This window comes from Burkholderia sp. BCC0097, assembly GCF_902832985.1.
In the GTDB taxonomy this organism is placed as follows: Bacteria; Pseudomonadota; Gammaproteobacteria; order Burkholderiales; family Burkholderiaceae; genus Burkholderia; species Burkholderia orbicola.
In genome coordinates, this window is sequence record NZ_CADFDM010000002.1 from 699,943 (window position 1) to 714,555 (window position 14,613).

The window sequence follows — 14,613 nt, forward strand, 5'->3', positions numbered from 1 at the left end:
TCCTCCTTGTCGGGATTCAGCGCGCGAAATCCAGCAGGTCGGCGGCGCGCAATTCGAGGCCGAGCCCGGCGCGCGTCGCGTCGATTTCCAGTGCGCCGTCGACGAGCGTCGGCGCACCGTCGAACAGCATCCGCTCGATGCGGACATGATCGTGAAACCATTCGACGTGACGCAGGCGCGGCGCCGCGCATCCAACGTGCCGGTGCAGCGCGGGCGCGCAATGGGCGGACAGGTCGACGTGATACGCATCGGCCAGCGCCGCGGCCGCGAGAAAGCCGCTCACGCCGCCGCAGCGCGTCGCGTCGGCCTGCAGCACGTCGACTGCGTGGCCTTCCAGCAAGCGCCGGAAATCGTCGGGGGTATACGCGTATTCGCCGGCGGCGATGTCGACTTCCGCACCGACGTGCTCGCGCACGAATCGCAGCCCGGCGACGTCGTCGCTGCTGACGGGCTCCTCGAACCAGCGGATGTCGCAATCGGCGGCGGCCTGCGCGAAGGCGAGCGCGGTGCGCGGCGCATACGCGCCGTTCGCATCGACGAACAGATCGACGCCGGGCCCGAGTGCATCGCGCGCCGCGCGCACGCGCGACAGATCGTGCACATCCTCCGCGCCGATCTTGATCTTGCATGCGCGTACGTGTTCGTCCCGCCAGCCGTCGAGCTGCGCGGCGAGCGTCGGCACATCGTAAGTCGTGAAGCCGCCGCTGCCGTACACCGGCACGCGGTCACGCAGACGGCCCAGCAACAGCGCGAGCGGCACGTCGGCGAGTTTCGCCTTCGCGTCCCACAACGCGACATCGAGCGCCGAAATCGCGGTCGCCGCGACCCCGCTGCGGCCGACGTTGCGCACCGCGCGCCACAGTGCATCGACCGCGGCCGGGATATCCACCACCGGCCGGTTGCGCAACACGCCGGCCAGCAGCGACGCCATGAGCGGCACGGCGCTCGCGTCGGTGTACGTATAGCCGAGCCCCGTCACGGGCCCCGCGTCGATCTCGACGACGACGACCGTCGTCGCGGTCCATGCGTAGGTCCCGTCGGCTTCGGGCCGGTCGGTCGGCACGCGGTACGCGCGGGCGCGCACGTCGTCGATCGCCGGCGCGGCGGAAAGTGCCATCGTTGCGCTCCGGTCAGCTTGCTTTTGCGTGCGGATGCCGCGTGCAACCGCTGTGCCCGACGCACGCGGCGCGGCACGTGCCTTGCGCGGCAACCTCGCATCGGCTCATCCCGAACCAAGGAGAAACGGCATGGCGACAGTGGCGGATTTCATCGTCGAGCGGCTGTACGACTGGGGCGTGCGCCGCATCTACGGCTACCCGGGCGACGGCATCAACGGCTTTTTTGGCGCGCTGAACCGCGCGGACGGCAAGATCGAATTCATCCAGGCGCGCCACGAGGAGATGGCGGCCTTCATGGCGTCCGCGCATGCAAAATTTACAGGCGAGCTGGGCGTATGCGTCGCGACGTCGGGCCCCGGCGCCGCGCACCTCGTGACGGGCCTTTACGACGCGCGGCTCGACCACATGCCGGTGCTCGCGATCGTCGGCCAGCAGGCGCGCGCGGCGCTCGGCGGCCACTATCAGCAGGAAGTGGATCTTCCGGCGCTTTTCAAAGACGTTGCAGGCGCATTCGTTCAGCTTGCAACGGTGCCCGGCCAGGTGCGCCATCTGGTGGACCGCGCGGTGCGCACCGCGCTCGGTGCGCGCGCGGTCACCGCGCTCGTGCTGCCGAACGACCTGCAGGAGCTCGATTACGCGCCGCCCAAGCGCGCGCACGGCACCGTGCATTCGGGCGTCGGCTATACCGCGCCGAAAGTCGTGCCGTATGCGGACGACCTGCGGCGCGCGGCCGACGTGCTCAACGCGGGGTCGAAAGTCGCGATGCTGGTGGGCGCCGGCGCGCTGAAGGCGACCGACGAAGTCATCGCGGTGGCCGACCGGCTCGGTGCCGGCGCCGCGAAAGCGCTGCTCGGCAAGGCCGCGCTGCCGGACGACCTGCCGTGGGTCACCGGCTCGATCGGGTTGCTCGGCACCCAGCCGAGCTACGAACTGATGACCGAATGCGACACGCTGCTGGTCGTCGGCTCAGGCTTTCCGTATTCGGAATTCCTGCCGAAGGAAGGTCAGGCGCGCGGCGTGCAGATCGACCTGAAGGCCGACATGCTGAGCCTGCGCTACCCGATGGAGGTCAACCTCGTCGGTGACAGCGCCGAGACGCTGCGCGCGCTGCTGCCGCTGCTGAACGAGCGGCGCGATACCGCGTGGCGCGACCGGATCGCGAAATGGAACCATGACTGGCACGACACGCTCGCGGCCCGCGCGGCCGCGAAGGCCAGCGCGGGGCGCGGCGTGAATCCGCAGCGCGCGTTTACCGAGCTGTCGCCGCGCCTGCCCGACGACGTGATCCTGACGAGCGATTCGGGCTCCTGTGCGAACTGGTATGCGCGCGACCTGATGATGCGGCGCGGGATGATGGGTTCGCTGTCCGGCGGCCTCGCGTCGATGGGCGCCGCGGTGCCCTACGCGATCGCCGCGAAGTTCGCGTACCCGGTGCGCCCGGTGATCGCGATGGTCGGCGACGGCGCGATGCAGATGAACAACATGGCCGAGCTGATCACCGTCGCGAAATACTGGCGCCAGTGGCCCGACCCGCGCTGGATCTGCATGGTGCTGAACAACGAGGACCTGAACCAGGTCACGTGGGAGCAGCGCGTGATGGAGGGCGACCCGAAGTTCGACGCGTCGCAGCAGATCCCGAACGTGCCGTACTACCGCTTCGCGACGCTGCTCGGCCTCAAGGGCATCTACGTCGACGATCCGGAACAGCTCGGCGCCGCGTGGGAAGAAGCGCTCGCGTCCGACCGGCCGGTCGTGCTCGAAGTGAAGAGCGACCCCGAGGTGCCGCCGCTGCCGCCGCACGTGACGCTGCAGCAGGCGAAGCATTTCGCCGAAACGCTGATGAAAGGCGACCCGCGCGAGGGCAACGTGATCGTCGAGACCGCGCGGCAGGTGCTGTCGGCCGTGCTGCCGGGCAACGGCGAACATGGCGACAAGCGTGGCAAGGGAGGGAAAGGCGAATCGTAGGCCAGGCAAGCGCGGGACGGCTGCGCGGCGCCCTAGCCGACGTCGACGTCGTCCCGCCCGCCGCCTTGCAGCGCGAGCCCCGCATTCACGAGCCCGACGTGCGCGAGCGTGAACGGAAAATTCCCGCACAGGCGCCGCGCCGTCACGTCGTATTCCTCGGACAGCAGCCCGAGGTCGTTGCGCAGGCCGAGCAGCCGCTCGAACAGCGCATGCGCGTCGTCGTCGCGCCCCTGCATCCGGTACACCTGCACGAGCCAGAAGCCGGCCGGGAGAAACGCGCCTTCGTCGCCCTCGCAGCCGTCCGCGAAACGCGGCGGCCGATAGCGGAACGGCAAGCCGTCGTCCATCAGTTCGCGCTCGATCGCGGCGACCGTCGCGACCACGCGCGGGTCGGACGCATCGAGCATCCCCGTCAACGGAATCAGCAACAGGCTGACGTCGATGCCGTCGCCGTCGAAGCGGTCGACGAAGCGGCCCAACTGCGCGTGATAGCCGTGCTCGAGCACCTCCGCACGCACCGCATCGGCCCAGCGCCGCCATACGTCGAGCGGCGCGTGGTGGCCGAAGGCGCGCGCGGAACGGTACGCGCTTTCGACCGCGGCCCATACCATCACCTTCGACGACGTGAACGGGTGCCGGCCGCTGCGCACCTCCCAGATGCCTTCGTCCGGCTCGCGCCAGATCGTCGCGAGATGTTCGAGCAGCCTCCGCTCGAGCGTCCACGCGTCGTCGTCGGGCGGCAGCCCGTGCCGGCGCGCCTGGTACAGCGCGCCGAGCACCTCGCCGTACACGTCGAGCTGCAACTGGTCGGCCGCCGCATTGCCGAAGCGCACCGGCTGCGCGCCTTCGTAGCCGGCCAGATGCGCGGCTTCCCACTCGGCCGCGCGCCGGCCGCCGTCGGCCACATACAGCACCTGCAGTTGCGACGGGTGATCGGCGATCGCGCGCACGAGCCAGTCGCGCCAGCGCGCGGCTTCGTCGCGATAGCCGCAGCGCACCAGCGCACGCAGCGTGAAGCTCGCATCGCGCAGCCAGCAGAACCGGTAGTCCCAGTTGCGCTTGCCGCCGAAGCGCTCGGGCAGCGAACTGGTCGGCGCCGCGACGATGCCGCCCGTGCGCACGCTCGACAGCAGTTTCACCGTGATCAGCGCGCGCTCGATCGCGTCGCGATGCGGGCCCTTCGCCGCGTTGCAATCCGACCACGCGCGCCAGAATGCCTGCGTGTCGTGCAACGACGCGTGTGCGTCGGGCACGGCGGGCGCCGGATCGAACGAGCGCGCGTAACTGATGCAGAACGCCACCCGCTCGCCCGCCGCGATCCGTCGCGTGCCGACGAGCCGGTCGCCCTCCACGTCGAGCCGCGCATCGGTGTCGAGCCACATCGCATCGCCGCCCGTCATCATGGTCCAGCGCCGGCCGACATGCCGGCACCACGGCTGCGCGCTGCCGTAGTCGAAGCGCACGCCGAGATCGATATCGACGTCGACCGTCCCGCGCTCGCCGCTCACGCGGCGGATCAGGCACGGATCCGCCGCGTTCCAGCTCATCCAGTCGGTGATCGAGATGCGGCCCGACGGCGTTTCGAACGTCGTTTCGAGAATCGCGGTGCCCGGCAGATAGCGGCGTGTCGTGCGGGCATCGTGTTCGCGCGGCGCGATCCGGAACCGGCCGTTGTCCGGCGTACCGACGAGCGCGGCGAAACACGGCGGCGAATCGAAGTCCGGCCAGCACAGCCAGTCGATGCTGCCGTCGCGCGCGACGAGCGCGGCGCTGCGGCCGTCGCCGACGAGCGCGTAACCCTCGATCCGCATCGCGCTCACCGGCGCCATTTGCGTGCGGCGGCACATGCGGCCACGAGCACCACGACGGCCGCGCCGAACGCGAGCGCGCGCGACGCGCCGAGCCCGGCCTCCGCGCCCGAGCTGCGCGCTTCGTCGGTGAACGCGCCACGCGTCGCATGGCGGCCCGGCACGGGCGCCCACAGGTTCGACGCGCGCGGGCCAGCCGGCGCCGCGCGCTGCTGGCCGCGGACGGCCGTGCGCGCGAGATAGCGGTCGAAGCAGCCGGGCGCGATGCCGTTCGCGACGATCGCCGCGAGCGACGACCAGCCGACCCAGCGCTCGCGGCACGGATGCCGCGCGGCGTGCACGATCGCATCGGCCGCCACCTCCGGCGCATAGACCGGCGCGACCGGACGCGGTGCGTGCGGCAGCACCGATTCGGCCCAGTCGAACTGCGGCGTGTCGATCGCGGGCAGTTGCACCATCGTCACGCGCACGCGGCTGCGTGCATGCAGCAACTCGCAGCGCAGCGCGTCGGTGAAGCCGCGGATCGCATGTTTCGCGCCGCAGTACGGCGCCTGCAGCGGAATCGACCGGTACGCGAGCGCCGAGCCGACCTGCACGATCGTGCCGCGGTTGCGTGGGGCCATCCGCGCCAGCGCGGCACGCGTGCCGTACACGCAGCCGAGGTAGGTGACGGCCGTCACGCGCGCATAGTCTTCCGGCGAGATGGCGTCGAACGGCGCGAACACGGTGACCATCGCGTTGTTGACCCACACGTCGAGCGGCCCGAGCTCGTGTTCGATCCGCTCGGCCGCCGCGTCGAGCGCTGCCGCATCGCTCACGTCGACGGCGATCGGCAGCGCCCGGACGCCATATGCGCGCACCTCGCTCGCGGTGTCGTCCAGCGCGCGCGGATCGCGAGCGAGCAGCGCGACGTTCGCGCCGAGCCGCGCAAACGCGTGGGCGCTCGCACGACCGACGCCGGCGCTCGCACCCGTGATCACAACGGTCTTCACGGTCGGTTCCTCCCGTTTGTCGATGAGGGCCGGCACGCCAACGAAGCTGTCGCGCCGCCGCGTACCGGAACGCGTTCGACGCAGCAAGCGACATGCCGCCGGCCGCGCGGGCTCACGCAATCTCGACGCAATCCATATCGCCCCCCGCGCGTACCGTGAACGGTCGTCCAATTTACAAGCCGGCTGTAACGCACCGGCCCTAGCCCACGCCATCCCGCATTCCCGCGGCCGCATACATGCAAGCCGCACGCGCACGAAACTTGCTCCGCCGCGAACGGCTTTCGTCACGCCGCCCACTTCGGCAAGGAGTCGCGTTGCTCGTCCCGCTGCCCAACAAAGCGCGTCATATCGCATGCCTCGCACCGTCCGCGTGGGCGGTCGCGCCGCTCGTCGCGCGCGCGGCCGCCGAGCGCGCCGAGCCCGGCAATCCTGCCGCGCCGCTGCCGCTCGCGTACGTCGTGCACGCAGCCGGCCCCGCCGCGCAGCCGGTCTTCGTACTCGGCTGGGCGCTGCTCGCGCTGTGCACGTTCGTCTGCGTCGCGATCGCCGTGCTGCTGCTGATCGCGCTGTTTCGCCGTCGCGCGCAGGCGGGCGGCGGCTATGGCAGCGGGCTGACGATCGTGACCGTCGGCACCGCGATCTCGATCCTGCTGCTGTTCGGCGCGCTCGTGTACATGCTGCGCGTGATGGGCGCGATCGCGGCGCCGCCACGTCCGCCCGCGCTGACGATCACCGTGACCGCGCAAGACTGGTGGTGGGCCGTGCGTTATCCGGACGACGCGAACGGCCCGGGCTTCGTCACGGCGAACGAGATTCATATTCCGGTGGGCGAGCCCGTCGCGATCGAGCTGAAGAGCGCCGATGTGATCCACGCGTTCTGGGTGCCGCAACTCGCCGGCAAGACCCAGACGATTCCCGGCCAGACCAACCGCCAATGGCTGCAGGCCGACCGGCCTGGCGTCTACCGGGGGCAATGCTCGCAATACTGCGGCGCGCAGCATGCGCACATGGCGTTCGAAGTCGTGGCCGAGCCGCCAGCCGCGTTTCATGCGTGGCTCGCCGCGCAACGGCAACCGGCCCAGGCAGGCGCCGTGGGCGCCGGCGCCGAACGCCGCGGCCAGCGCGTGTTCGCCGCGCGCTGCGCGGGCTGCCACGCGGTGCGCGGCACCGATGCCGCGGGCGACGCGGGCCCCGATCTCACGCACGTCGGCACGCGCCGGCTGCTCGCGGCCGGCACGCTCGACAACACCCCCGACAACCTGCGCCGCTGGATCGCGCATGCGCAGCAGGTCAAGCCGCAGTCGCTGATGCCGTCGATCGCGCTCGCGCCGCGCGATGCCGACGATCTCGCCGCGTATCTCGCGACGCTGCACTGAACCGAGGACGCCGATGGCCATTGCCCGCGACACGCCCGCCCCGCTCAGCCGCGTACCCGATCTCGGCGAAGCGCCGCCCGGCTCCATGCACGAGCGCGCGCTGGCCGAGCTGTGGGAATCGGAACCCGGCTGGCGCGGCTGGCTCGGCACCGTCGATCACAAGCGCATCGGGTTGCGCTACATCGTCACCGCGTTCGTGTTCCTGCTGCTCGGCGGCGTCGAGGCGCTCGTGATGCGCATCCAGCTCGCGCGGCCGAACGCGACCGTGCTCACGCCCGCGCAATACGATTCGCTGTTCACGATGCACGGCGTCACGATGATCTTCCTGTACGCGCTGCCGGTGCTGTCCGGCTTCGCGAACTACCTGTGGCCGCTGATGCTCGGCTCGCGCGACATGGCGTTCCCGCGGCTAAACGCATTCTCGTACTGGTCGTTCCTGTTCGCCGGGCTGTTCCTGTACGCGAGCTTTCCGCTCGGCGCGGTGCCGGACGGCGGCTGGTTCAACTACGTGCCGCTCACGTCGCTCGACTACAGCGCCGGCGCGAACATCGACATCTACGCGCTCGGGATGATCCTGCTCGGCATCTCGACGACCGGCGGCGCCGCGAACTTCGTCGTCACGCTGCTGCGGATGCGCGCGCACGGGATGTCGATCGACCGGCTGCCGATCATCGTGTGGGGCACGCTGACCGCATCGGTCGCGAACCTGGTCGCGGTGCCGTCGGTGAGCCTAGCGTTCCTGCTGCTGTGGCTCGACCGCAATGCCGGCACGCACTTCTTCGACGTCGCGCACGGCGGCCGGCCGCTGCTGTGGCAGCACCTGTTCTGGATGTTCGCGCATCCGTGGGTCTACGTGGTCGTGCTGCCGGCGATGGGGATCGTGTCGGATGCGCTGCCGACCTTCTGCCGGCGGCCGCTCGTCGCGTACGAGGCCGTCGCGGTGTCGACCGTGGCGACGATGCTGATCGGCTTCGAGGTGTGGGTCCACCACATGTTCGCGACGGGCATCGCGCCGCTCGCGCTCGCGTTCTTCGGCGCCGCGAGCATGCTGATCTCGATCCCGAGCGCGGTCGCGGTGTTCGCATGGATCGCGACGATCTGGACCGGCCGCCCGGTGTTCCGCACGCCGTTCCTGTATTTCGCGGGCTTCGTGCTGATGTTCGTGATCGGCGGCGTGTCGGGCGTGATGACCGCGGCCGTGCCGCTCGACTGGCAGCTCACCGATACGTACTTCGTGGTCGCGCACCTGCATTACGTGCTGCTCGGCATCAACGTGTTCCCGGTGCTCGGCGGCGTCGCGTACTGGTTCCCGAAATTCACCGGGCGGATGATGAACGAGCGGTTCGGCAAGCTGACGTTCTGGGTCGTGCTGGTCGGCTTCAATCTCGGCTTCTTTCCGATGCACATTTCCGGGCTGCTCGGGATGCCGCGCCGGATCTATACCTATCCATCGGGGATGGGCTGGGACACGTCGAACCTGCTGACGACGATCGGCTCGTTCGTGTTCGGGATCGGCATCGTGATGTTCGTCGTCAACGCGCTGGTGAGCGCGCGGCGCGGCGTGCGTGCCGGCGAGAATCCGTGGGGCGCGGCCGGCCTCGAATGGTCGGTCGCGTCGCCGACGCCCGTGTACAACTTCGCGGTGCTGCCGCTCGTCGCGTCGCGGCATCCGCTGTGGGAAACGCGCGACGATCCGGCCCGCACCAGCCTGCGGGTCGGCTACCGGCTCGCGGACGGGCGCGAGGCGCTCGCGGTCACGCCGCTCGCCGCCGCGCCGAGCGCGATCCTGAAGATGCCCGAAGACAGTTGCGTGCCGTTCGTGCTCGCGCTGCTCGCGACCGCCGTGTTCGCGGCGATGCTCGCGCGCTCGCCGACGCTCGTCTGCGTGGCCGCCGCCGGTTGCGCGATCGCCACCGCCGCGTGGCTGTGGCCGCGCCGCGCACTCGGACAACGTACGCGCCTGCCGGCCCGCGCCGACACCCAGGCGCCCGCCACGGCCGCCGGGCGTCATCCGGACGAACCGCCGTCGGCGACGGTGCCGCCCGGTGCGCCGGCCGCGTGCATCGAACCGCTGCCCGTCGGCAGTTGCGGCGAGCGCGCGGGCGGCTGGTGGGGTGTGCTCACGCTGATCGTGACCGAGGCCGGACTATTCGGCTATTTGCTGTTCTGCTACTTCTACCTGCAGTCGCAATGGTCCGCGCCGTGGCCGCCCGAAGGCATGCCGAAGATCGGGCTCGCGGCCGCCAACACGGCCGTGCTGCTGTCGAGCAGCGTGTTCGTGTGGCTCGCGGAGCGCGCGGTGCGGGCCGAAAAACAGGCACGCGCGGTCGCGCTGCTCGTCGTCGCGCTGGTGCTCGGCACCGCGTTCGCGCTGGTCCAGCTGCACGAATGGCGCGACCATCCGTACGGCCCGACCGCGCACCTGTACGGCAGCCTCTACTTCACGATCACCGGGTTCCACCTCGCGCACGTCGTGGCCGGTCTCGCGATCCTCGCGCTGCTCGCCGGGTGGACGGCCGCCGGTTTCTTCGGCCGCGAACGGCGCGTCGCGCTGACGGTCGGCGGGCTCTACTGGCACTTCGTCGACATCGTGTGGCTGTTCATCTTCACCGCGCTGTACGTATCGCCATTCTGGCTGAGGAGCACGGGATGAACGACGCCCGACGCGCGTGGACCCCGCTGCTCGCGATCGCGGCCGGCCTCGTCGGCGCGCCCGCGCTGTGGTTCGCGCAGATGCTGGTGTCGGAGACGCTCGCGTCCACTGCGTGCTATCCGCTCGGTGTCGCGCAGGCCGCGCCGCGCTGGGCGCACGTCGGCGTGTGGCTCGCGCTGATCGCGGCAGGCGCGTTCGCGCTGGCCGCCGCCTGCGCGACGTGGCTCGCGCGCGCGTGGCGGCACCGGCACGATCCCGACGCGCCCGACGCGACGCGCGACGACAGTACGCGCTTTCTCGCGCGCTGCGGGATGCTCGCCGCGCTCGGCTTCGTGATCGGTCTGGTGTTCACGGGGATCGTCACGGCTTTCGTGGGGCCTTGCAGTCCATGGCGCTGATCTCGTTCGCTTCGTTTCCGTTCCGCGTTCCGCGCCGCCGCGCGGGCGTCGCGTTCGCCGTGTGCGTCGCGCTCTGCGGATGCGACATGCGGCAGGACGACAACCCGGCCGCACCCGGCAATGCGGCCGACGCCGCGTCGGCGGCGGAAGCGCCCGAGCCCGCGTCGGGCTGGCGGTTCGTGCGGATCGGTGCATCGGCGGCCGAGGCCGGTGCGTCGATGTCCGCGCGCGTGAAGGACGAGCGGCGGCTGTCACGCGACCGGGACGCGTCGGTGGCGGAGGCGCCATCGTCCGCGGCGTCCACCGCGCCGCCCGATGCGCCGCCCGATGCGGCGTCCGCTTCGACCGCCCGCCGCCCGGTGATCGCCGCGGCTGCTGCAAACGCCGACGCCGCGACGCTCGCGCGCGGCCGCTACCTCGCGCTCGCCGGCGATTGCGCCGCGTGCCACGACGCGGCCGACCATACGCCGTACGCGGGCGGCCAGCCGGTGAATTCGCCGTTCGGGCCGATCTATGCGCCGAACATCACGCCGGACCCGACGCACGGCATCGGCAACTACACGCTGCGGCAATTCGACGATGCCATGCGGCGCGGCGTGCGTGCGGACGGCAGCCGCCTGTATCCGGCAATGCCATATCCGTCGTTCGCGCACCTGACCGACGACGACGTGCGCGCGTTGTATGCGTATTTCATGCGCGGCGTCGCGCCGTCCTCGAATGCGGCCAAGCTCACGCAACTGCCGTTTCCGTTCAACCAGCGCTGGGCGCTGGGGTTATGGAGCCTCGTGTTCGCGAACCGCGACCGGTTCACGCCGCAGCCGTCGCAATCCGCGGAATGGAATCGCGGCGCGTATCTCGTGCAGGGGCTCGGCCATTGCGGCGCCTGCCATACGCCGCGCGGGCCGGCCTACAACGAACGCGGCTACGACGAGCGCAGCCCCGCGTTCCTGACCGGCGGCATCAACGACCACTGGTTCGCGCCGAACCTGACCGGCGCGGCCCCGGATGGCCTGGGCCACTGGTCGGCCGACGACATCGCCGCGTTCCTGCGCAGCGGCCATGCAACGCGCGGCGCGGTGTTCGGCGCGATGGCGCCGGTCGTCGGTGAAAGCACCGCGTTGCTGACCGATGCCGACCGTCAGGCGATCGCCGTGTACCTGAAGTCGTTGCCCGCGCAACCGACTGCCGCGACGAATCCATTGGGTGTGGGCGTGCCCCGGCTCACCGTGGCCGGCCCGCGGCCGGAAGGCGGCCAGCAGGCGCCGGGAGCCGGCGTGTATGCCGGGTTTTGTGCGCGCTGCCACGGTGCGGACGGCGCGGGCGTGCCCGATCACGGGCCGGCGCTCGCGGGCAGTTCGATCGTCGTGGCGGCCGATCCGACCAGCACGATCCGGATCGTGGTCGAAGGCGCGCAGCCCGCGCCGGGCAAGCCGGGGCCGGTGCAGCGGATGCCGGCGATGCGCGGCGCGTTGACGAGCGGCGAGATCGCGGCGGTGGTCAGCTACGTGCGCGGTGCGTGGGGGAATCGGGCGGCGCCAGTGTCGGAGCAGGATGTGCGGCGGTTGCGGGGGGCAATCAAGCGGTAGCGGCGTGCTGCCCGCAGGGCTTGCCGCGCGAGGTCGAGCGGGACAATACGGGCGGGCTTGGCGTGAAGCATGCAGCCCGCCCCTGATGACATCATCCGTGGGCCGCCGCACGTGCGTGCGAGCGCGCGCGCGAGGTCGGCTCAGGCGCGGGTACCGCTGCGGCGGTCTGCGTGGTCGGCGCAACGGTCAGATGCAATCCCAACGCGGCGACGACCTTCATGATCGTTGCAAACTCCGCGTTCCCACCTTCCGACAGCGCACGGTAGAGCGCTTCACGCTTCACACCGGACTCGCGCGCCAGCGCCGTCATGCCACGCGCCTTCGCGACATTCCCGAGCGCGGCCTGGATCAGTCGAGGCTCCCCATCTTCGAACGCCTGCGCCAGGTAGTGGCGAATCGCTTCGTCATCCTTCAGGTACTTCGAGCCATCGAATTCGGCCAGTTCGCTGATTTTCATATTCAATCCTCCAGTTCGGCGGCGATCAGGTTCCGATACTACCGCTACCGGCTCGCCACCGCCTGCGCTTCCGGCGCCTGCCACCCACCGCCGAGCGCCTTGAACGCCGCGACCGCCGCGCGCGCCGATTCGGTTCGCGCCTGCACGCGTTCATCGGACGCGCGCAGCAGGCTTTCATCCGCCTGCAACACTTCGATCAGGCTGACCACCCCTTTCTGGTATGCCGCGAACGACGCGGCCCGCGCGCGGCCGAGCGACTTCACGCCGTCACCGAGAATGGCCGCCTGCTCGTCACGCTTGACGAGCGCGGAGAACGCATTCTCGACGTCCTCGGTGGCATGCAGCGCCGCGAGCCGATACGCGGCGAGCATTTCGGCATCCTGCCCTTTGGCCTGCGCGATCTGCGCGTTGATCCGGCCGAAGTCGAACAAACGCCAGCGCAAGCCGAGCACGCCCGCGGCCTGGTTCGCGCCGCCGGCAAACAGGTTGCCCGCGCCCATCGTCGTCGCGCTGCCGATCAACCCGCCCAGCGAGAACTTCGGGTAATACTCGGCGATCGCCACGCCGATGCGCGCATTCGACGCCGCCACGCGCCGCTCCGCGGCGATCAGGTCGGGCCGGCGCCGCAGCAGTTCTCCGGGCGTGCCGGTCGCCGCGATCTGCGGCGCGACCGGTACCTCGCCGCCGGCAAGCAATTCCGCGCGATGCGTGCCGGGCTGCGCGCCGAGCATCACGTCGAGCGCATTCATCGCCGCGTCCAGCGCCGCTTCGAGCACCGGCACCGTGGCGCGAACCTGCGCGAGCGCGCCTTCGGCCTGCCGCACCTGAAGCTCCGCCGCGAGGCCCTTTCCATAGAGCAGGTTGAGGGTCGACAGCAGATCCTGCTCGGTCTGCACCTGGTGCCGCGCGACCTCGAGCCGGCCCTGCAACCCGCGAATCGTGATGTAGGTATCCGCGGTTTGCGCGGCGACGGCGAGCCGCGTCGCGACCGCCGCCGCTTCGGACGCCTGATAGTCGGCGAGCGCCGCTTCGCGGCCGCGGCGCAATCCGCCGAATATGTCCAGTTCCCAGCTCGCGTTGAAATCAGCCTCGTAGTCGTTGCCATGACGGTCGAAACCGGGCGTCGCATTCAACACCTGCCCCAACGGCGTTTCGACCGACTGGTAGACGCGCGCGGCCTGCCCGCTCACGTTGCCGGACGGCAGCAGCGCCGCATTCGCCGCCCCTAGCCCCGCGCGCGCCTGTGCGACGCGCGCCGCGGCCTGCGCAAGATCGAGGTTCTGCGCGAGCGCCAGCGTGATGTAGCGCGTCAATTGCGGATCGCCGAAGCCCCTCCACCACGTCGCGAGATCGGCGTCGGCCGCCGCGTGGCGCTGGTCCACGGCATGCTGCCCGCGGAACTGCTCGGGCATCGCCACGTCCGGCCGCACATAGTCGGGACCAACGGCGCACCCCGTCGACAAGATGGCGGCCAGCGCCGCGGCAACGATGGGTTTGGGTAGCATGTGGGCTTTAGCAAGAATCCGGTAGTGACTATAATACCAAATAGTCACTCGTTGTCCATTCCTGTCCGTTGCAGCTCATGAAAAAAATCGACCCTTCCCCGGCGCCCGCGCGTGGCCCGGCCGACCACGACGTCCGCGATCAGATCGTAGCCGCCGCCACCGAGCACTTCAGCCGGTACGGCTACGAAAAGACGACCGTGTCGGACCTCGCGAAGGCGATCGGCTTCTCGAAGGCCTATATCTACAAGTTCTTCGAGTCGAAACAGGCGATCGGCGAGATGATCTGCTCGAACTGCCTGCGCGAGATCGAAACGGACGTGCGCGCGGCCGTGGCCGCGGCCGAACGGCCCACCGAAAAGCTGCGGCGGATGTTCAAGGTCTTTACCGAAGCGAGCCTGCGGCTGTTTTTCCGCGACCGCAAGCTGTACGACATCGCGGCGTCGGCCGCCACCGAGAACTGGCAATCGGTGCAGGCCTACGAAGCACGCGTGCAGAAGCTGCTGCAGGACGTCCTCCAGGAAGGCCGGCAGAGCGGCGAGTTCGAGCGCAAGACGCCGCTGGACGAAACCGCGACGGCGATCTACCTCGTGATGCGGCCGTACCTGAACCCGCTGCTGCTGCAGTACAACCTCGACACGACCGACGCCGCGCCGGCCCAACTGTCCAGCCTCGTTCTGCGCAGCCTCGCGCCGTGATGCGTCACCGTTTGTGACTGTTGACTATATTGGTCACTAGATACACAATGAAAGCCCCGC

Annotated in this window: 11 protein-coding genes; 6 read left to right on the top strand and 5 right to left on the bottom strand. The window is 70.2% G+C overall.

The genetic code is table 11. The annotated features are described in order from the left end of the window. Positions 1-16: 16 nt before the first annotated feature. A complete protein-coding gene (locus tag HWX07_RS08435; RefSeq protein WP_175875949.1) occupies positions 17-1,117 on the bottom strand; it encodes an enolase C-terminal domain-like protein in 1,101 nt (366 codons plus the stop codon). Positions 1,118-1,247: 130 nt separating this feature from the next. Here HWX07_RS08435 and HWX07_RS08440 point away from each other — a divergent pair, with 130 nt between their 5' ends. Beyond that, positions 1,248-3,083: a thiamine pyrophosphate-requiring protein gene (locus tag HWX07_RS08440; protein WP_175875950.1), complete on the top strand. Its 1,836-nt coding sequence runs from the start codon at positions 1,248-1,250 to the stop codon at positions 3,081-3,083. Between the two features lie 32 nt (positions 3,084-3,115). Here the strand turns inward: HWX07_RS08440 and HWX07_RS08445 are convergent, their stop codons facing one another. Continuing rightward, positions 3,116-4,894, bottom strand: a complete 1,779-nt coding sequence (locus HWX07_RS08445; protein ID WP_175875951.1) for a glycoside hydrolase family 15 protein — start codon at positions 4,892-4,894, stop codon at positions 3,116-3,118. Between the two features lie 5 nt (positions 4,895-4,899). Beyond that, the gene (locus HWX07_RS08450) at positions 4,900-5,883 is read right to left on the bottom strand and encodes an SDR family oxidoreductase (protein ID WP_175875952.1); all 984 of its coding nucleotides are present in this window, start codon (positions 5,881-5,883) and stop codon (positions 4,900-4,902) included. Between the two features lie 314 nt (positions 5,884-6,197). Between HWX07_RS08450 and coxB the strand changes: the two genes are divergently transcribed. From coxB to HWX07_RS08470, 4 genes are read left to right on the top strand one after another with little or no spacing between them, the layout of a single operon-like run. Next, positions 6,198-7,259, top strand: coding sequence for a cytochrome c oxidase subunit II (gene coxB / locus HWX07_RS08455; RefSeq protein WP_175875953.1), 1,062 nt, complete (start codon positions 6,198-6,200; stop codon positions 7,257-7,259). 13 nt (positions 7,260-7,272) lie between these two features. Further along, on the top strand, positions 7,273-9,912 hold the full coding sequence (gene ctaD, locus HWX07_RS08460; RefSeq protein WP_175875954.1) for a cytochrome c oxidase subunit I: 2,640 nt from the start codon (positions 7,273-7,275) through the stop codon (positions 9,910-9,912). Then, complete coding sequence (locus HWX07_RS08465; RefSeq protein ID WP_175875955.1) at positions 9,909-10,310, top strand: cytochrome C oxidase subunit I; 402 nt, start codon at positions 9,909-9,911, stop codon at positions 10,308-10,310. Before ctaD ends, HWX07_RS08465 begins: the two co-directional genes overlap by 4 nt. After that, complete coding sequence (locus tag HWX07_RS08470; protein WP_175875956.1) at positions 10,301-11,896, top strand: cytochrome c; 1,596 nt, start codon at positions 10,301-10,303, stop codon at positions 11,894-11,896. The genes HWX07_RS08465 and HWX07_RS08470 overlap by 10 nt, the downstream gene beginning before the upstream one ends. 91 nt (positions 11,897-11,987) lie before the next feature. Here the strand turns inward: HWX07_RS08470 and HWX07_RS08475 are convergent, their stop codons facing one another. Beyond that, the gene (locus tag HWX07_RS08475) at positions 11,988-12,353 is read right to left on the bottom strand and encodes an addiction module antidote protein (protein WP_175875957.1); all 366 of its coding nucleotides are present in this window, start codon (positions 12,351-12,353) and stop codon (positions 11,988-11,990) included. A 44-nt stretch (positions 12,354-12,397) separates the two neighbouring features. After that, positions 12,398-13,858, bottom strand: coding sequence for a TolC family protein (locus HWX07_RS08480; RefSeq protein ID WP_175875958.1), 1,461 nt, complete (start codon positions 13,856-13,858; stop codon positions 12,398-12,400). A 77-nt stretch (positions 13,859-13,935) separates the two neighbouring features. On the opposite strand from HWX07_RS08480, the gene HWX07_RS08485 reads away from it, so the two are divergent. Further along, entirely contained in the window at positions 13,936-14,553 is a 618-nt protein-coding gene (locus tag HWX07_RS08485; protein WP_175875959.1) for a TetR/AcrR family transcriptional regulator, read from the top strand. Positions 14,554-14,613 lie beyond the last annotated feature (60 nt).

What these genes read in the sequence shown, in the direction of transcription:
- HWX07_RS08485 (WP_175875959.1), top strand. Translation starts at nt 13,936, where the DNA reads ATGAAAAAAATCGACCCTTCCCCGGCGCCCGCGCGTGGCCCGGCCGAC.
- HWX07_RS08435 (WP_175875949.1), bottom strand. Translation starts at nt 1,117, where the DNA reads ATGGCACTTTCCGCCGCGCCGGCGATCGACGACGTGCGCGCCCGCGCG.
- HWX07_RS08480 (WP_175875958.1), bottom strand. Translation starts at nt 13,858, where the DNA reads ATGCTACCCAAACCCATCGTTGCCGCGGCGCTGGCCGCCATCTTGTCG.
- HWX07_RS08445 (WP_175875951.1), bottom strand. Translation starts at nt 4,894, where the DNA reads ATGCGGATCGAGGGTTACGCGCTCGTCGGCGACGGCCGCAGCGCCGCG.
- HWX07_RS08475 (WP_175875957.1), bottom strand. Translation starts at nt 12,353, where the DNA reads ATGAAAATCAGCGAACTGGCCGAATTCGATGGCTCGAAGTACCTGAAG.
- HWX07_RS08470 (WP_175875956.1), top strand. Translation starts at nt 10,301, where the DNA reads ATGGCGCTGATCTCGTTCGCTTCGTTTCCGTTCCGCGTTCCGCGCCGC.
- HWX07_RS08465 (WP_175875955.1), top strand. Translation starts at nt 9,909, where the DNA reads ATGAACGACGCCCGACGCGCGTGGACCCCGCTGCTCGCGATCGCGGCC.
- ctaD (WP_175875954.1), top strand. Translation starts at nt 7,273, where the DNA reads ATGGCCATTGCCCGCGACACGCCCGCCCCGCTCAGCCGCGTACCCGAT.
- HWX07_RS08440 (WP_175875950.1), top strand. Translation starts at nt 1,248, where the DNA reads ATGGCGACAGTGGCGGATTTCATCGTCGAGCGGCTGTACGACTGGGGC.